The 18184-nt window shown below is 45.8% G+C and carries 19 protein-coding genes; 14 read left to right on the top strand and 5 right to left on the bottom strand.

Going from position 1 to position 18184, the window contains the following annotated elements:
- Positions 1 to 135 precede the first annotated feature (135 nt).
- From IGI96_RS06370 to IGI96_RS06345, 6 genes are all read left to right on the top strand, one after another.
- Positions 136 to 1122, top strand: a complete 987-nt coding sequence (locus tag IGI96_RS06370; RefSeq protein WP_005230648.1) for a tRNA dihydrouridine synthase — start codon at positions 136 to 138, stop codon at positions 1120 to 1122.
- Between the two features lie 150 nt (positions 1123 to 1272).
- Entirely contained in the window at positions 1273 to 1713 is a 441-nt protein-coding gene (locus tag IGI96_RS06365; protein ID WP_005230651.1) for a MarR family winged helix-turn-helix transcriptional regulator, read from the top strand.
- Positions 1710 to 3146, top strand: a complete 1437-nt coding sequence (locus IGI96_RS06360; protein WP_254777721.1) for an MDR family MFS transporter — start codon at positions 1710 to 1712, stop codon at positions 3144 to 3146. The genes IGI96_RS06365 and IGI96_RS06360 overlap by 4 nt, the downstream gene beginning before the upstream one ends.
- Before the next feature lie 156 nt (positions 3147 to 3302).
- On the top strand, positions 3303 to 4208 hold the full coding sequence (rarD, locus tag IGI96_RS06355) for an EamA family transporter RarD (RefSeq protein WP_005230654.1): 906 nt from the start codon (positions 3303 to 3305) through the stop codon (positions 4206 to 4208).
- Between the two features lie 278 nt (positions 4209 to 4486).
- A complete protein-coding gene (licT, locus tag IGI96_RS06350) occupies positions 4487 to 5329 on the top strand; it encodes a BglG family transcription antiterminator LicT (RefSeq protein ID WP_016608476.1) in 843 nt (280 codons plus the stop codon).
- 138 nt (positions 5330 to 5467) lie between these two features.
- Entirely contained in the window at positions 5468 to 7339 is a 1872-nt protein-coding gene (locus tag IGI96_RS06345) for a beta-glucoside-specific PTS transporter subunit IIABC (RefSeq protein WP_086338764.1), read from the top strand.
- Between the two features lie 187 nt (positions 7340 to 7526).
- On the opposite strand, the gene IGI96_RS06340 is transcribed toward IGI96_RS06345, so the two are convergent.
- Positions 7527 to 8198, bottom strand: a complete 672-nt coding sequence (locus IGI96_RS06340; RefSeq protein ID WP_086338763.1) for a cyclic nucleotide-binding domain-containing protein — start codon at positions 8196 to 8198, stop codon at positions 7527 to 7529.
- Positions 8199 to 8394: 196 nt separating this feature from the next.
- Between IGI96_RS06340 and IGI96_RS06335 the strand changes: the two genes are divergently transcribed.
- The 5 genes from IGI96_RS06335 (at position 8395) to IGI96_RS06315 (ending at position 12626) form a co-directional block, all read left to right on the top strand.
- Positions 8395 to 9327, top strand: a complete 933-nt coding sequence (locus IGI96_RS06335; RefSeq protein WP_086338762.1) for a phosphate/phosphite/phosphonate ABC transporter substrate-binding protein — start codon at positions 8395 to 8397, stop codon at positions 9325 to 9327.
- A gap of 160 nt (positions 9328 to 9487) precedes the next feature.
- Complete coding sequence (gene phnC / locus IGI96_RS06330) at positions 9488 to 10279, top strand: phosphonate ABC transporter ATP-binding protein (RefSeq protein ID WP_005230661.1); 792 nt, start codon at positions 9488 to 9490, stop codon at positions 10277 to 10279.
- Positions 10251 to 11030, top strand: coding sequence for a phosphonate ABC transporter, permease protein PhnE (gene phnE, locus IGI96_RS06325; protein ID WP_086338761.1), 780 nt, complete (start codon positions 10251 to 10253; stop codon positions 11028 to 11030). Before phnC ends, phnE (IGI96_RS06325) begins: the two co-directional genes overlap by 29 nt.
- Positions 11027 to 11809 carry a phosphonate ABC transporter, permease protein PhnE gene (phnE, locus tag IGI96_RS06320; protein WP_010748972.1) on the top strand — a complete coding sequence of 261 codons (783 nt, stop codon included), beginning with the start codon at positions 11027 to 11029 and terminating at the stop codon, positions 11807 to 11809. The genes phnE (IGI96_RS06325) and phnE (IGI96_RS06320) overlap by 4 nt, the downstream gene beginning before the upstream one ends.
- Before the next feature lie 4 nt (positions 11810 to 11813).
- Positions 11814 to 12626 carry a metallophosphoesterase family protein gene (locus IGI96_RS06315; RefSeq protein ID WP_010748973.1) on the top strand — a complete coding sequence of 271 codons (813 nt, stop codon included), beginning with the start codon at positions 11814 to 11816 and terminating at the stop codon, positions 12624 to 12626.
- Positions 12627 to 12694: 68 nt separating this feature from the next.
- On the opposite strand, the gene IGI96_RS06310 is transcribed toward IGI96_RS06315, so the two are convergent.
- Positions 12695 to 13171: an ImmA/IrrE family metallo-endopeptidase gene (locus IGI96_RS06310; protein WP_034858679.1), complete on the bottom strand. Its 477-nt coding sequence runs from the start codon at positions 13169 to 13171 to the stop codon at positions 12695 to 12697.
- A 5-nt stretch (positions 13172 to 13176) separates the two neighbouring features.
- Entirely contained in the window at positions 13177 to 13509 is a 333-nt protein-coding gene (locus tag IGI96_RS06305; protein WP_015510522.1) for a helix-turn-helix domain-containing protein, read from the bottom strand.
- 162 nt (positions 13510 to 13671) lie between these two features.
- On the opposite strand from IGI96_RS06305, the gene IGI96_RS06300 reads away from it, so the two are divergent.
- Complete coding sequence (locus IGI96_RS06300; protein ID WP_086338760.1) at positions 13672 to 14037, top strand: hypothetical protein; 366 nt, start codon at positions 13672 to 13674, stop codon at positions 14035 to 14037.
- A gap of 41 nt (positions 14038 to 14078) precedes the next feature.
- Here the strand turns inward: IGI96_RS06300 and IGI96_RS06295 are convergent, their stop codons facing one another.
- A complete protein-coding gene (locus IGI96_RS06295; protein ID WP_438784960.1) occupies positions 14079 to 15830 on the bottom strand; it encodes an ABC transporter ATP-binding protein in 1752 nt (583 codons plus the stop codon).
- 59 nt (positions 15831 to 15889) lie between these two features.
- Positions 15890 to 16744, bottom strand: a complete 855-nt coding sequence (locus IGI96_RS06290) for a MarR family transcriptional regulator (RefSeq protein WP_086338759.1) — start codon at positions 16742 to 16744, stop codon at positions 15890 to 15892.
- 201 nt (positions 16745 to 16945) lie between these two features.
- Here IGI96_RS06290 and IGI96_RS06285 point away from each other — a divergent pair, with 201 nt between their 5' ends.
- Both IGI96_RS06285 and IGI96_RS06280 read left to right on the top strand, forming a co-directional pair.
- On the top strand, positions 16946 to 17551 hold the full coding sequence (locus tag IGI96_RS06285) for an NADPH-dependent FMN reductase (RefSeq protein ID WP_438784959.1): 606 nt from the start codon (positions 16946 to 16948) through the stop codon (positions 17549 to 17551).
- Between the two features lie 36 nt (positions 17552 to 17587).
- Positions 17588 to 18109: an NADPH-dependent FMN reductase gene (locus tag IGI96_RS06280; protein WP_086338758.1), complete on the top strand. Its 522-nt coding sequence runs from the start codon at positions 17588 to 17590 to the stop codon at positions 18107 to 18109.
- Positions 18110 to 18184: the final 75 nt, after the last annotated feature.

Here is an 18184-nt window from a genome sequence, read left to right as displayed (position 1 = left end):
ATGGAAATTTCGTACTAGGTCTGATACGCGTATCTTGCTCTTTTGCTTCTTTGACGCATTCTTAGTATAATGGGGTTTGTTTTGCAAGTGGGGTCATAAGATAAGATCCTTGGACAAAGAAATGGAGCGTAAATCATGACAACAAATTTTTGGGCTGAATTGCCGAAGCCTTTTTTTATCCTAGCACCAATGGAAGATGTCACCGATGTCGTTTTTCGGCATGTCGTTCAAGCTGCCGGCGCACCAGATGTTTTCTTTACGGAATTTACCAATTCCGATAGTTACTGCCATCCAGAAGGACGCGACAGTGTGCGAGGACGTTTAGTCTTCACCGAAGATGAGCAACCGATGGTGGCCCACATTTGGGGCGACAAGCCAGAGTATTTCCGTGAGATGAGTATCGGCTTAGCGGAGATGGGCTTTAAAGGGATCGACTTAAATATGGGCTGTCCAGTGCCGAACGTTGCTGGACGAGGCAAAGGTAGCGGCTTGATCTTGCGACCAGAAGTTGCTGCTGAGCTGATCCAAGCAGCCAAAGCTGGCGGTCTGCCGGTCAGTGTCAAGACTCGTCTGGGCTATACCGAACTAGGGGAGATGGAAGCTTGGTTGACCCATGTCCTGCAACAGGATATCGCCAACCTTTCGATCCATTTGCGAACCCGCAAAGAAATGAGCAAGGTCGATGCCCATTGGGAATTGATTCCTGAAGTGGTTGCCTTGCGGGATAGAATCGCCCCACAAACGAAGCTGACGATCAACGGCGATATCCCTGATCGTACCAAAGGTTTAGAGCTAGCAGAAAAATATGGCGTAGACGGAATCATGATCGGTCGGGGTATTTTCAAGAATCCCTATGCCTTTGAAAAAGAACCGAAAGAGCATACCTCAGAAGAGCTATTAGGCTTGTTGCAGCTGCAATTAGACTTGCAGGACCATTACGCCAAAATGGTGCCACGCTCGATCGCAGGATTGCATCGTTTCTTTAAAATCTATGTCAAAGGCTTCCCTGGAGCCAGTGATTTGCGGGCAAAATTGATGAATACTAAATCAACGGATGAAGTTCGGCAACTGCTGGCAGAGTTTGCTGAGAAAAAGAACCACGAGGAAAGTATTGAAGCGTAAGTTTCAATGCTTTTTTTGTTTTTGGTTGCTGTACCCGCTCTCATTGTCAATCCTTTCTTGACAATAGATAGGTACCTATGTAAAATGGAGAGCGGACTTTTAACTAGGTACCTATCTAAATAGTGAAGAGGCGAAAGGAGCTGAAGGTCGATGGTTTCCGAACAAGAAATCGTGGAACGATTGTTTGAAGTGTATAAATTAAATCGGCGGTATGCGGAACAAAAATATGGGCGTTTTATGCCAGGTCGGGGACAGTTCAATTGCCTACTGGTATTGGACGAAAAAGGGACGTTGACCCAAAAAGATCTCGCCGCGTATTTAGCGATTCGCTCGACATCCACTGGCGAGCTACTAAAAAAACTGGCTGAAAAAGGGCTGATCCAAAAAGAAGTCGATCCGAAAGATAAACGCAGCCATCTGATTTCGCTGACGGAAGCAGGCAAGGAAGAGGCACAGCGAATGAAAGAAAAACGCAGTAAGGCGCACCAAGAAATGCTGACCTATTTGACGGCAGAAGAAAAACAAGCCTTTGGTCAAGCCTTAGCAAAAATCGAACAGTTTTATCTTGAGAAGGAGGCGGACGTTGATTGAGTGAAACAGTCCAACGAACGGAACGTCAGCGGACGCTGATTTTTATTAATTTAATGATTACATGTATTGCCGTATCCATGTTGGCGACTGCCTTGACGACGGCTTTACCCGCCATCGTCACTGACCTGCAGATTTCCGTCACTACGGGACAATGGCTGACTAGCGGTTATTCCTTGGCGATGGCGATCGTTATGCCCTTGACGGCATATCTTATGAATCGTGTGGCAACCAAAAAGCTGTATCTCGCTGCCTTAGGAATTGCGTTGGTGGGCTTGCTGCTTTGTGCTGCAGCTCCCAATTTTCTAGTCATGATGCTTGCTCGTATTTTGCAGGCCGTAGGCAATGGAATCTTGACCGCAATGGCGCAAGTGATCCTCTTATCGATCTATCCGATCAATCGTATCGGTGTCGTGATGGGCTGGTATGGACTATCGATCACCGCGGCACCCGTGATCGCACCGACTCTTGCTGGGGTGATCGTGGACCGCTTGAACTGGCATGCGATTTTTTATATCGTTGCCGTGATCGTTTTGATTTCACTGATTTGGGCCATAAAGGTTTTTGATGATGTGTTGCCAGTAAGCAACAGCAAATTTGATCAGACCTCTTTTGTTTTGAGTGCCTTCGCCTTTGGTGGGATTACTTTAGGTTTTGGCAATATCGGCAGCTATGGCTTTTTCAGCTTACCCGTTTTAGGAACCTTAGGGCTCGGTTTGGTAGCAGGGATCTTCTTTGTCTTCCGTCAGTTAAGAGCGGAAACTCCATTTTTGGATCTGCGGGTCTTAAAAACAAAAGAGTATGCCATCAGTGTCTTTGGCAGTATCATGCTTTACTTGGTCTTGATGGGTTCGGCGATGCTGATGCCGCTATACGTGCAGTCGATTTTAGGCAAATCAGCGACGATTTCGGGATTAGTCGTTTTGCCAGGCTCTCTGGTCTCGGCTTTCTTAAGTCCCGTGGCTGGGCGAATCTATGACAAAGTCGGCATCCGTTTGTTGACGCTTTTTGGCGGCGGCTCACTGGTCTTGAGCAACATCGGCATGTATTTTATCCATATGCACACGGGTATTTGGGTAGCAGTGGTTTTGAACATGCTGCGCTGTGCCGCCACAGGTTGTTTGTTGATGCCCTTCGTGACATGGGGAAATAAAAATATTCCGCCGCAGCTGACGGCGCATGGAACAGCGTTATTGACTTCTTTGCGGACTGTGGCAGGCGCCATCGGGACAGCACTATTTGTCGGGATCATGAATAGTGTGGCGCAAAAAAGCACGACCTTAACAGGAACAAGTGCACTGCTTCATGGGATGAATGTTTCTTTCTTATTGATGACGATCGCTTCTGGACTGCTGTTTGCAACGGGGCTATTCTTGATTCGTGATCAGAAGCCAGAAGCCGTTTGGCTAGAAGGGGCAGAAGAACCACTGGAATAAAGAGGGGCACCTTTCTTTGAAGGGTGCTTTTCTTGATTTATTTCATGAAACTCTATGAAAAACCAAAAAATTCGATATAATAAGATAACTTATGGTTTAGGAGGAGTATTTTTTTTCATTAAAGGCTTGCTTTAATGGAAAAAAATCAGGGAGAAAATGAAGAATAAAGGCGTTTATTTTGGATTGTCTGCCTATGTCTTGTGGGGCTTGGTCACACTATATTGGAAAATAATCGTTGGGGTTTCGCCATTAGCAACGATGTGCTACCGAATCGTGTGGTCCTTTGTTTTTATGGTGTTGTTTATCGTGCTTTCTGGGAAGAAAACGCAATTTTTACAAGAAGCGCGTCTGCTGTGGAAGAACAAAGCATTTGCTGGACTGATCGTTTTAGCTTCTGTGCTGATCTCCATCAACTGGTTCACCTTTATCTTCGCGGTGAGTGCGGGCCACGTGATGCAAGCCAGCTTAGGCTATTATATTAATCCGCTTGTCAATGTCTTGTTAGCGACCGTTTTTTTGAAGGAACGTCTTAGTCGTACTGGCATGCTGGCGTGTCTGCTGGCAAGTATCGGGGTGATCTTATTATCGATCCAAACAGGAACGATTCCTTATGCCTCACTGATCATGGCCTTTTCCTTTAGTACGTATGGCTTGATCAAAAAAAGGATCCCCATTAGTTCGGTTACTGGGTTAACGATCGAAACGATGGTGATTTTCCCCTTTGCGCTCGTGTATATTTTAGGATTTTCAACCGTCGGCTTTATGAATTATCCCTTGCAAACCAATCTCTTATTGATGGGTGCTGGGATCGTGACGGCTATTCCGCTGCTTCTGTTTGCGGAAGCCGCGAAAAATGTTTCTTACATTACGCTTGGGTTTATTCAATACGTCAACCCGACAATCATGCTTTTGTTAGCCATCTTTTTGTTTCACGAAACCTATTCACTGGCCCAATTTTCCGCCTTTGCGTTTATTTGGCTGGGGATCGCTGTCTTCACCTATGGTACGTTAGGAACGGCGATGAAAGAGCGGCGCATGGGACAGCAAAGAAAGCAACTTTGATACATCAGGAATGGCTGCAGCTGGGCCGTTCCTTTTTTTATTAAAAAACAAAGCATTTTAGGTAGTGAAGGATGTTGCAAGGAGAACCCTTCAATGGTATAACAAAGGAAAAACCCGTTGTAGAAATTCTGCTTGAAAAGGGTTGCATCTGCCACAGGGGTGTGTTATTATTCTTTCAGTTACAAGGATTGTTACTGTTCGGCAGGCAAAACCAGAATTGACCGCAGCGCGCTAACGGGGAGATTCTAGGTTTTTTTATTTTGGAGTGAGGGAAAGCGATGATTATTGGAAAAATTTTAAATAATAATGTCGTCATCTCGACCAATGATGCCGGTCAGGAAGTGATCTATATGGGTCGCGGCATTGCGTTTAAGAAAAAAGTCGGCGATCCAGTGGATGAAGCCTTTGTCGAAAAAGAATTTGTGTTAAAGGATACCTTTACTGCAAATCAGTTTCAGCAATTGTTTTCAGACATTCCTGTGGAAGAAGTCGAAGCTGTCAAGCAAGTGGTGGATGATGCGGAAGCATCCTTGGGGATCGAGCTGTCGCCAAATATTTATTTGACCCTGACCGACCATATCCATTATGCGCTGGTTCGGGCACGTGAAGGCATTGAGCTGCCGAATCCATTGTTGTTTGAGACCCGCAAGTTTTATCCGAAAGAGTATGCGGTTGCAGCAGATGCCGTTGCTTATTTTGAAAAAGTCTTCGGGATTACATTGCCAGAATCGGAGATCGGCTTTATCGCCTTTCATATCGTCAATAGCGAACAAGCCAATGGCACGATGGAAACCACGATGCAAGCGGTAGAAATCGTACGTGACGTACTGGCGATCATCAGTCGCTTTTATGGACGAGTCTTTAACCCAGATTCCTTGAATTATCAACGGATCACCACGCATTTGCAGTATTTTGCGCAGCGTTATTTAAGCGATGAACTTTCAGGGGAAAAAGATGAGTTTTTATTTGCCCTTGTGCAATCGAAGTACCCTAAAGCGTTTCAAACGGTCCAACGGATCAACGAGTACTTGATCAAAACCTACGACAAATCGATCGGTGAATCAGAAATGATCTACTTAACGATCCACATCGAACGTGTCGTCAATGATCAAACCAATTAACATTCAATCATTAACGGATTGTTACTGTCAGGCAGGCAATACCCAGATTGAAAAGACAACAGTCAGCGAGGAAAAAACTCGTTAGACGGTCGTTTTTTCAATCTGGGTTTTTTTATAAAAAAAAGGAGTGTTGAAAAAATGAGTTCAAATAAAGAAATTGCCGTTCGCGTCCTTGATGCGGTGGGCGGCAAAGAAAATGTCAACAGCGTGGTGCATTGTGCGACCCGCTTGCGTTTCAAATTAAAAGATGAGCACAAAGCGGATACGGCACGCTTGAATCAAGACGACGATGTGATCCAAGTCGTTCAAAGCGGCGGACAATACCAAGTGGTGATCGGCAGTCATGTCAGTGACGTTTACCGTGAATTGAATGGAGTAGCGAACTTTGATGGCGAAGCAGACAGCAAAGGCGACAAAGGCAATTTGTTGAATCAACTGGTGGATATTATTTCGTCGATCTTTACGCCATTTTTAGGCGCAATGGCAGGTGCCGGGGTCTTAAAAGGATTCTTGACGCTGGCAGTCACCTTGAATTGGTTAGCGGCTGATTCTGGGGTCTACACCGTATTGTATGCGATTGCCGATGGGTTATTTACCTATTTACCAGTGATGTTGGCTTTTACTGCAGCGAAGAAGTTTCGTACCAATGAATTTCTAGCGGTTTCCTTAGCGATGGCGTTGGTTCATCCAGACATCACCGCTTTAGCTGGGCAAACCTTGAGTTTCTTAGGCCTTCCGGTCATTATTGGTGCGAGTGCTTATACGTCTTCCGTCATTCCGATTATATTAGCGGTCTTTTTACAAAGCTATGTGGAGCGTTTCTTTAAAAAAGTCATTCCTAGCTTCTTACAGATCATCTGTGTGCCTTTAGCGGTCTTCTTGATCATGGCGCCATTGACCTTTATTGTCGTCGGTCCACTAGGAACGATTTTAGGAAACTTGTTAGGTAGTGCCTATGACAGCATTTACCACTTCAGCCCACTGATCGCTGGGGCTGTCATGGGTGGTTTATGGCAAGTCTTTGTGATGTTTGGCATGCACTGGGGCTTTGTACCGATCATCATGTTGAATCTCAGCCAAACTGGTGTCGATACCATGGTACCAATGCTATTGCCAGCTGTCCTTTCTCAAGGGGGTGCAGCGCTAGCAGTGTTCTTTATGACAAAAAATGTGAAATTGAAAGGCTTGGCCCTTTCTTCAACAATCACCTCAATTTTTGGGATCACAGAACCGACGGTGTACGGGGTGACTTTGCCATTGAAAAAACCATTTATCGCCGCGTGTATCAGTGGTGCCCTCGGTGGTGCCTTCATTGGCTTCAGCCAAGTCGAAAACTATACCTTTGGGTTAGTCAGCTTACTAAGTCTGCCGTCCTTTATCCCACAAGATACGAAAGATCTAAGTGGTCTGATCGCAGCTTCGATCGGCACGGCTATCGCTTTTGGCGCAGCGTTTGTCTTGACCTTCTTCTTACGTTTTGAAGATCAGCCAGCAACTGATGCCAGTGCAGCACCAGCAAAAGAGCCAGCAGCACCCACAGAGAGTTCGTCTAAAGAACGAGTGATCCTCAGCAGTCCGTTAGAAGGCAAAGTGGTTCCCTTAGCAGAAGTCAAAGACCAAGTCTTTTCTTCTGGTGCATTAGGAAAAGGTATCGCTATCGAACCGACCGTCGGGGCTTTATATGCGCCAGCAGATGGCACCATCACGACGCTCTTTCCTACTGGCCATGCCGTTGGTTTGACCACCACGGATGGAGCCGAAGTCTTGATGCATATTGGTATGGATACTGTGGAACTAGACGGCAAAGGCTTTGAGGTCTTTGTTAAACAAGACGATCAAGTCAAACGCGGCGATTTGTTAGTGAAGTTTGATCTAGATACGATCAAAGCAGCTGGCTTATCCACGATCACACCGATCGTTGTGACGAACACCCCGCAATATTTAGATGTGATGGATATGAACCAAACCGATGTCTTGCAAGGAGAAGACTTCTTAGCCATCGTGAAATAAGCAAAAGAAACCCGATCCTCGACTGAATATCAGCAAGGATCGGGTTTTTTGTAAGAAAATAAGGCGCAGTTGCCCTTCTCGCTTGCCTGACACGGTGGCAAACGCTTGTCACAGCGCGAGTTAAGAGCAAGACCAACATCAGGAATGCCTACTCAGGGAAAACCCGAACATTCTTGGGAACTGATCCTTACACATGGCTTAAATTTTCGGCAAGCGACTCTAAAGCGGGGAAATCGAGAATTGCATAGCCCTGTTTTTGTTTTTCAATCAGCTTGTCTTCTCGAAAGCTGGTAAAGGTTCGCAGCAGGTGGCGATAGCTGACATTCAAGATCGCCGCACAGGTGGTCAACTGGAAGGAGAAGTGTTGATTTTCTTGATGCGCAAGAATAAATTTGGCCAACCGTGTCTCTACAGGTTCCGTCAATGAATTCGCTAAGTTGATCCCCGAATTCAAGCGGGAACTGAGCAACTGACAGATGGTTTGCAAAAAGCGGACGTCTTGTTGCAAGGTGTTGCGGTAGCGATTCAAAGGGATGCAGACACAGACGCAAGCAGAAGCGGCTTTGACACTGCTTTTCGGCAAGAGTTCCCATAAAGAGGAAGCTTCTCCTAAAGGTGCAGCTGGCTTGGCGTAATCAATACAAATCGTTTGGGTATCCGAAGAGAAGGAATAGACCATCACGGTTCCTTCTACGAGAAAATACAAGTATTCAGAAGGCGTACCCGTTCGAATCAGGTGCTCTTCTTTTTCAAAGGAATGCAAAGTGGCCATCGCTAACAAATCATTGTCCATATAAGATTGCAGATCGAAGGTGTCAATGTAATTACTGAGGCGTACGGTATCATCGATTTTTTTCATGGAAATCAGCCACTCCTGAATGGTTTTCTTTAAGTATAGCTTAGTTCCCCTTTCGACTCAACACGAACGATAAATAAAATCTAATGTAAATTGTATGTAAAAATAAGGTAAAATAGGACATGTGTCACTTCATTTTGATGGGATACTTGGTATGATTTGAATGTAAGAAAGCGTCAAACCATTAGGAGGAGAAAAAATGCCATTGAAACGAATTGTTAAAGGAATGTTAGGAATTGCGTTAGTTGCCGCATTGACCGGCTGTGGGAATGGGAGCAGCAGCAGCGACAGCAGTGCCGCAGCCGAAAAAGAAAAGCTGGTGGTACAATTCGTACCGACCAATAATGACGGCTCGATGCAAGCCCAAGCAAAACCGTTTGCTGAGTATTTATCAAAAAAATTAGACCGTGAAGTAGAAGTAACGTTAGCAACGGATTATTCGACGATCGTAGAAGCGATGGCTTCTGGACAAGTTGATTTAGGGATCATGCCGCCAGCCGCTTATGTTCAAGCCAAAGACATGGATGCAGCTGAAGCGATTTTGACTTCTCAATTAGGTGCTTATGATCCAGAGACGGGCTTGCCATTAGAAGGGGAAAAAACCAATACCTTCAAAGGGGAAATCTTGGTCCGTGCGGATAGCGACATGACAGAATTGACGGACTTAAAAGGGAAAAAAATCGCCACATTGAGTCCAAACTCTGCCAGCGGCTATATTTACCCAGTTGCCGAGTTGAAAGATGCAGGAGTTGATCCAACGACGGATGCTACATTAACGACGGTGAATGATATTCCAAGTGAGATCACTGCAGTCTTGAATGGTCAGATGGATGCCGCCTTTGTGTTCCAAGGGGCACGAAATGTCTTTGCATCAAGCTTTCCAGACAACGATTTATTCAAAGACCTAAAAGTCCTTTACTTGACTGAAGGGGATATTCCAAATGACGCCATTGCCGTCCAACCATCAATGGATGCTGAACTAAAAGAGCAGATCAAAGAAGTGTTCTTGAACATGGCAGATGATGAAGAGGGTGCCGAAGCAATGAGCTTGTGGGGACACCAAGGGTATGAAGAAGCAGCAGATTCTGCTTACGATACCATTCGCGATTATACACAACGAGCAGCAGAGTAAAAAATCAGGGATTGCGGTAGAAGGATAACGGGACACGGAGATGTGCAGCGATTTACTAGGGGAATAGGTGGAATACGCAGTACCAGTGCATTTTTTAGTGAAATAGACCGTGACCGATTGGGGAAACTTTGCCGCGGTCCCTACATAATGGAGAAAACAGATGATAACTTTTGAGAATGTATCCAAAGTCTACCCAAATGGGGTCAAAGGATTACAGAACATAGATGTGACGATTGAGCAAGGTGAATTTGTGGCCATCATTGGCTTGAGCGGTGCTGGTAAGAGTACCTTTTTACGCTCGATCAATCGCTTAGTGCCAATCACTGAAGGAGATATCCGGGTAGACGGCAAATCAGTCACGAAAGCCAATAAAAAAGAATTGCGCTTGATTCGTCGACAAATCGGATTGATCTCGCAAAGCTTCAATTTGGTCAAACGCAGTACCGTTCAAAAAAATGTTTTGTCTGGGCGTTTGGGGTATTACGGGACCTGGAAAAGTATTTTAGGGTTGTTTACGAAAGAAGACTACGAAAGAACGAAAGAAGCGCTAGCGACTGTCGGCTTGTCAGACAAACTGCAAACGAGAAGCGACCAGTTGAGTGGGGGGCAACAGCAGCGGGTATCCATCGCCCGTGCCTTGGTCCAACAAGCGCCGGTGATTTTAGCAGATGAACCTGTGGCATCACTAGATCCCATCACGACAGAGAAAGTGATGGAGGATCTGAAGAAGATCAATCAAGAAATGGGAAAAACGATTGTCATCAATCTGCATTCGATTCCCTTGGCTCGTCAGTATGCGACAAGGATCATTGCCTTAAAAGCAGGTGCGATCGTTTTTGACGGCAACGCAGCCGCTTTGACAGATCAGCGTTTAGAACAAATCTATGGCAAAGCAATTTTTGAAGAAAAGGCAGGAGAAATCGATGAAACTGAAAGAAACAGTTCATTTTAATTGGTACAAACACCTGCTGCTGGTTCTTTTATTGCTGCTCTTTTTTCAAAGTAGTGCCTGGATCACAGGGGCTGATTTTGCACAAGTGTGGTCGAATCGCAGCCAGATGACGGCATTCATGGCTCGCTTTTTGCACCCAGACTTTAGTTATCTACCGCAACTGATGATGCCCTTGATCAAGACATTGCAGATGTCCTTTTTAGGCACCGTTTTAGGAGTAGTCGCAGCGATACCGGTGAGTCTGTTGGCGACAACAGTCGTGACAGAAAGCCGTGGGGTCTCGGTGCCGATGCGTTTTCTCTTAGGGCTGGTGCGGACGATCCCCAATCTATTGTTGGCGGCATTGTTCGTAGCGATTTTTGGGATCGGTGAAGCCACTGGTGTTTTGACCATTGCGGTCTTTACCTTTGGTATGGTTTCACAGTTGATGTTCCAAGCGATCGAAACCATTGATTTTGCGCCGATTGAAGCAGCAGCGGCGGTAGGAGCGAATAAATTTCAAGTGACCGTTTGGGCGATCATTCCCCAAGTCATCAGCCAGTTTGCCAGCTATACTTTTTATGCCTTTGAAGTCAATGTTCGAGCTTCGACGGTGTTAGGGTATGTGGGTGCCGGCGGGATCGGGGTCATCTTGAACGCCTCATTGGCATTGTTGAATTATGAGCGGGTCTCGATCATTATCTTGACGATTTTGCTGACGGTAGCGATCGTTGATTTTCTCAGTGAGCGGGTAAGGAGGTCTTTCCTATGATGATCAGAGAAGTGAAGAAAACGACTTGGCTGTTATGGGGGCTCTTTGCTGTCTTACTAGTTTTATCTGCTGCGACGCTGGATTATTCTGGATTAAGCACCTTTTCCTTAGCGATGGGAAGAGATGTCTTGCAAGGGCTGAGTCAGCCAGACTGGTCTTTCTTTTATGACGGCAGTGGGGAAGATCTGTGGAGCTTGTTGTTACTGACGATCGGGATCGCTTGTCTAGGAACGATGATCGCAACAGTCTGCGCGATTCCAGTGACCTTGCTGAGTGCCGCCAACCTATGGACCTCGACACCCTGGGTCGCAAAAATCGGCAAAATGATCTGCAATATCTTACGGGCATTTCCCGAGCTGGTTTATGCGATTATTTTTGTCCGTGTGGTAGGTCCAGGACCTTTTGCTGGAGTTATGGCGATCGGTGTCCACCAGATCGGTATGCTAGGCAAGTTGTTTACCGAAGAAATGGAAGCCATGGATGAGCGCTTGACGGAAGAGATGCAAGCCGTCGGTGCCAATTTTTGGCAGACGATGTTTTTCGTGCGGGTCCCTTACTTAGCACCCATCTATAGTTCCTTTGCATTGAATCATTTTGAAATTGCGGTCCGCAGTGCGGCAACGTTAGGGTTAGTCGGTGCTGGCGGGATCGGTGCACCATTGATTTTTGCTATTCAAACCAGAACCTGGAGCAAGGTAAGTATTATTTTGTTGGGCGTCGTTGTGACCGTCTTCTTATTAGACCAGTTGACTGGAATCATCAGAAAGAAATTGAGATAAACCTATGAATGTATTGCATATATCAGATATCCACTTTCGAGAAAGTTACCTGCCTTGTGAAGAAGGGTATCAAGGAATGCTGGCAGCCATGCAAAATCCCTTGATTCCTCTTGAAGAGTGTATCCAAGATGCCAAGGCGCGAGCAGCGATCGATTTGGTGGTGATCAGCGGCGATTTGACCGAAGATGGCGCGCCTGCCGACTATGCCTCTTTGAAGCAGTATTTAGAAAAAGCCTTTGGCTCAGTGCCCATCGTAGTAACGCTAGGTAATCATGATATCAAACGGCATTTTCGCCAAGGCTGGCAAGGCAAGTCAGTAGAAACCGCCAGTGATACACCTTTTAATCAAGTCTATGAAACGGAGACATTGGCGATCGTGACTTTCGATAATTCCTGCTATGGCTATGCCGACGGTATCGTAGATGAGCGACAGTTTGAATGGCTGCAAGCCACGCTGGCGCAGCTCAAAGAGAAAAAAATCGTTTTTGTGACGCACCATCATTTGTTGCCCGACCAAGCAAGCACGCCGGCATGGGCCGGTGCCAATCGTTTGGTGGCATTATTGCAGCAGTATCAAATCTCTTGTATTCTCAGTGGACATACCCATCATGCGTTTACGGGAACGATCGCAGGGATTCCTTACTATACTGTGGCAAGTATGTCGTTTGTCGGGGAAGATGAAGGCGATGGAATGGTCCGTTTTGAAGAACGCTATGGATACAATTTGTATCGTTTTGAGGAAGGTGCATTGGTTCATCAATCCTCAGAAAACTATCGACCGAACCGTGTATTGATGCGGGTCAACATGCAAGGATAAAAACAGACGTTCCGTCAACGCTGCCTTTAGCAGCAGGAAAGGAACGTCTGTTTTTGTGTGAAAAAGGCTTAGCCTTGATTGCCAAAGGTTTTGACAACTTCAATCGTGCCGTCGATATGAAAAAACAAGGTATAATTTTCTTCGGTTTTGATACCGTCAAAGCGGCGGGCATAATAGGTGACCGCGTCTTTGAAGGTTTGTGGGGGAACCCCTAAAAAATCAGCGCATGCCGCCAATGTTTTGCAGCCTTCTTCAAAACAAGCGATGATATCATAGGGCGTGACCACGATCGCAGAACCAATGTCGCGGGCTTTGCGTTCTTGTTTGCGCTTTTCGTTGGTATCTTGGGCGGTAATGTCGCCAGCACTGGTCAGATAATGACCGATTTCTTCACCGATGGTGCTCAAGAGGTCTTCTTGTGATTGGTCAGGGTTCAAGTAAATATGGTGATCGATGTACAATCCTTGCTGACCATCAGGCATATTTTTATCGAAAATAAAGTGCAAGTCTGGGTAGGCGGCCATCAGTTCTTCTACTTTATCCATTTCCATCATTCCTTTTGGGCGTGCCGCTGTTTTATAAATTCAATATAGCTGAGGATATCTTCCATCTGCTCATCGGTGACGTCATCATCAATATGGGCCGCAACGGTTTGAACTTTTGCAGAGGGCTGCGTAAAGCCTGCCGGGACTTGTCTGCCTAATAAAAAATCGGTGGATACTTGAAAAATCTCCGCGAGTTTGACGATGGTCTCGCCATCGGGTTCGTTACGATCATTTTCGAAATGAGAATAGGCTGCGCGGGTGATTCCCAGCTGATCTGCGATCTGCTGTTGGGTTTGATTGGTTCGTAGTCTGAGTGTTCTTAGCCGTTCGCCAAGCATGAGTGATCGCCTCCTTTTTTGTAGTATAGCACGTTTGATATAATTTGTATCTATTTTTGTATTATTTGATATAAAAAATATCACATCAGTTGACGATACGAATCGTATCTTTTATACTGGAAACAGATGATATGAATCGTATCAAAAGAATGGGGGAGGATCATGGATACATCGATCGTAACAGTTGTCTTGCCGTCACTCATTACTGGTGTACTTACTTATTTGGCTACCCGAGTATCCAGCAAAGCGAATTTGGAACAAACGAATATCGAAAATGCCCAGAAGCTTTACCTAAAATATGAACAGATCAATCAAGAATTGACCCATAAAATCGATCAGTTAGAAGAAGAAGTCCAAAAGACCGCCAAAACCTACCAAGAAGAAGTCTTAGTTTATCAAGGAAAGCTTGCTACTGCCCAAAGCGAACGGGATTTTTTGCGGGCAGAAAATCAGGTGCTGAAAGAATTACAGCGAGTAAATCAAATGCCTGGGACGCGTGAAGAGAAGCAACATTCAGCCGTTGGCTAATAGAAAAAAACTGCTTATCCGTCAATAAGCAGTTTTTTCGATTAGTTGATCATTTGTTCATTGACATAGGTAGCATAAAGCGGGTGGTTGTTGATCAATTGTGCATGGGTACCTTGACCGGTAATGGTGCCTTTTTCTATAAAGTAGATTTGGTCGGCATCCACGATGGTCGATAAGCGATGGGCGATCACTAATGTCGTACGCCCTTCCATCAGATGATCCAACGCCCGCTGGACTTTTTCTTCTGACTGAGAATCTAGGCTGGCGGTCGCTTCATCCAGCATCAGCAGCTTGGGATCCCGTAAGAATGCTCGAGCGATAGCGATCCGTTGTTTTTGCCCGCCAGATAGTTTGACGCCGCGTTCGCCGATTTGTGTTTCTAGTTTTTCGGGGAACTCTTGGACGAACTGATCGGCATAAGCCAATGCTAGTCCTTGCCACAATTCCTCCTCTGACAGCGTTCGGCCCAATCCGTATTGCAAGTTTTCCCGAATCGTACCAGCAAAGACCGCACTGTCTTGGGAAACATAGCCGATCTGTGCCCGCCAGTTTTGCAGATCAATGTCAGCTATCGGCTGATCTCCAATCAGCAAGCGCCCGCTGGTGGGCTCATAAAAGCGTTCCAGTAAAGCAAAAATTGTGGATTTTCCGCCGCCGCTTGGTCCTGCAAAAGCAATCACGGTGTTGGGTTTGGCTTCAAAAGAAATGTTTTGCAAAATCGGCCGTTTGGGATCGTAACTGAAATCGATTTGTTCTGCTCGTAAGACTGCGCCATCGATGGCGGCTTTGGGTGCTGCCTGGATCGGCTCCAGCGGCGTATCCAAAATTTCTTGGATCCGTTCCGTAGCACCCATCGCTTTTTGGACTTGTGAAAAGAACATCGCAAACGTCGTTACAGGCGCAATAATATTAAAGAGATACAGTAGAAAAGCGATCAATGCGCCGCTCGTCAAGGTGCCGGCTTGCACACGGATCGCGCCATAACCGAGGATTCCTACGAGTAAGCCCAGCATGGCCGTCGTCATGATTGGCTGCAAAATCGCACTGACTTTCGCATCCTTGACCCCGAGGGTAAAAATTGCCCCAATGTTGCGCCGACCGTTTTCTTGTTCACTGGCTTCTCCGTTGCTGGCTTTGATCAAACGGATCTCTGAGAGCTTTTCGCTGGCATCCGCATTGAAATCGGCGGTCGCTGCTTGCAACTGGCGTCCCAGTTTTGACATGATCTTGCCGATTGGCCACATGATCAAGGTGATCAAAGGCACCGCACTGAACATGATCGCAGCCATCTTCCAGTCCATCAAAAACAAGATGATCATCGAACCGATCAATTGGATCAAGCCAGTGACAAAGCTGGGAAATTGCGAGGTGACTAGTTCTTTGATCACTGACGTATCATTGACGAGTCGCGAACGGCTTTCCCCCGACTTGTGGTCATCAAAATAGCTGACTGGCAAATGCAGCAGATGTTTCCAAAGACGTTCCCGCAACGTTTTCACAGCACTTTCTCCCACATAGCGCAAGAGAAAGCCGCCTAAAGTCCCTACGCCTAATTGCAGCACAAAGGCTAGGATCAAAACGACCAGCATGGAGGTGCTGAACGTGGGGGTGCCGCTGGCATCGACCAGTGTTTTCGTCAGCTGCGGCACGACCAAACTGGCGGCACTTGTGATCAGGCTAAAGAGCATCCCTAAAAGAAACAAGCCTTTCTTAGGATTGACACTGACGATCAGGTGGATAAAGTCTTTCATTTTAAATTTGTTTTTGTTCACTGTTGGTGTCGTTGTTTCCATTCGTTTTTCTCCGCAGCAAGCAAGATGGCTCACCGCTTTTTCTTTTTAATTAGGTGTTATTAGAAATCCTGCCAATCCTCCTCGGCTGCTTCGTCTTTAGAAGCGGAAGTCGGTCTTGCTTTGCGGTCTTGTCTAAACCCGTAGGCATCAAAAAAGTTGCCTTTTACCCATGTGTACCGTGGATCATTCGCCTCGCTACTATCAAATGGCCCAAACGGCCCAAACGGCTCAAATGGTCGATTGCCAACCATGCCGCGATGTCCAGGAAACGGCATTTGCCGCATGGCTTCCTTGATCTGTTTTTTCATTTTGCGTCGCTCATCAACGCCCATTTCTTGCCAAGTATCTTTCATTTGTTGCCTCATTTTTCGGCGCTCGTCATTCGTCATTTCCTGCCAATTTCCGCCCCATTGCTTCATCATTTCTTCCCGAATCTCTTGCATGGCTTGCAAACGATCCATTGGGTCAATAAAGCGTTGTGCCTGCTGTTGGAAGTCCGTCTCCCACCCAGCGGCGATGTTTTCAAGCAGACGAGCAAACTCGGTTTGATCCTCCTCTGAGAGCCCAGCAAAAAACGACTGACTGCTGGTGGCTTCTTTTTGTGCTAGTAATTTTTCCGCTTTTTTTCTTCCAGTTTCTGTCAGGTAGATTCGTTTGATCCGTTTGTCAGCAGCATCTTCTTTGCGATGAATATCGCCACTATTTTCCATTTTCTTCAATAGTTCCGCTAGAGAGCTTGGCCGTAGGTCTAAGACTTCTGCAAGATAACTTTGCACCAAGCCGTCTTCTAAATTTAATACGGCCAGGACACGTTGCTGTCCCGAAAGGCGCTGGTTGTTTTGACTCATAAAGGCATTGCTGGCTTCGCTGATAAAACGAAGCTGTTTCATTAAGTGGTCGGTCATTGTACTCATGGTGTACACTCCTTTTGGTTTATCGTTCGGTACCTAACTATATCGATGAGTTGATTATAGTTCGGTACCGAACGAATGTCAATAAGAAGCAGCTGAGATTTTTTTCTAACAAAAAGTAAGCAGAATGATTGACTTACTAAAAGTAAGTTTGGTATGCTGAGTCCATCGTTAAAGAAACCACAACAAAAGGAGTACAAAAGAATGGTCTTTGGATTTGGGAAAAAAGAACAAATAATTGAAAAAGAAGTAATTAAAGAGGTGTATCGCACCCCGGAAAAGAAAAAAGCGCAAAAAATCGGGATCATCGTTGGCAGTACGAGAGAAGGCCGTGTGAGTCCGCAAGTAGCCAATTATGTTTTACAAACAGCACGCGCGCATAGCGACCGCTCGTTTGAAATCATTGATATCAAAGATTATTACTTGCCATTTATGGGGACAGGTGAAGTGAACCAAGCGTGGAACGAAAAAATCGCTGAGTTAGACGGCTACCTCTTCATCGTACAAGAATACAATCATGGCATATCAGCTTCCTTGAAAAATGCGTTGGACAGCGCTCGAGAGGAATGGTTCAACAAAGCAGCAGCGATCGTCAGCTATGGTTCGGCAGGAGGGATTCGTGCCGCTGAGCAAGTTCGCTTGATTTTGGCGGAACAAAAAGTAGCCACGGTGCGCACCAATCCTGCCTTCAACTTATTTACTGATTTTGAAAACTTTGCCACCTTTACCCCTGGCGAGCATATGACTGCAGGAATGAACGACATGTTGACGGAATTATTGGACTGGGCAGACACATTTGCCAATCGTTAAAAAAACAAACGAAAACAATCTTAGGAGGAACCTATCATGAAATTTGGTATTATTTTAGGCAGTACAAGAGAAGGACGCGTAAGTCCGCAAGTCGGAGCATATATTCAAGAAATTGCTAATCAACGGTCAGAGCATCAGTTCGAGATCGTTGATGTAAAGGCATTTGATTTACCGTTTATGGGAACGGCTGAGCCAAACCTAGCATGGAACAAAAAAATTTCTGAATTAGATGGCTATATCTTTATCGTGCAAGAATACAACCACGGTTTTGCAGCTTCCTTGAAAAATGCCGTAGATTCTGCTCGGGAAGAATGGTTTGATAAAGCTGCTGGGATCGTCAGCTACGGTTCTGGCGGTGGGATTCGGGCCGCTGAACAATTGCGCAACGTATTAGCTGAACAAAAAGTTGCCACCGTGCGGACCAACCCAGCCTTCAACTTATTTACTGATTTTGAAAGTTTCAGTACCTTCAAACCCGGTGAGCACATGGCTGCGGGTGTCAATGATATGCTAGATGAATTATTGTTGTGGTCAAAAGCTTTTGCAACGATCCGCTGATCTGTTTTTAAGACACAATCATTTATAAGCGATCCTTTGCTGTTTCATCCCATGGATGGAACAGCTTTTTTGGCG

This window comes from Enterococcus sp. DIV0421 (assembly GCF_051713745.1).
Taxonomy (GTDB): domain Bacteria; phylum Bacillota; class Bacilli; order Lactobacillales; family Enterococcaceae; genus Enterococcus_D; species Enterococcus_D casseliflavus.
The sequence above is the reverse complement of the archived record's forward strand: the minus strand, read 5'-3'. Positions and strand labels throughout refer to the sequence as shown.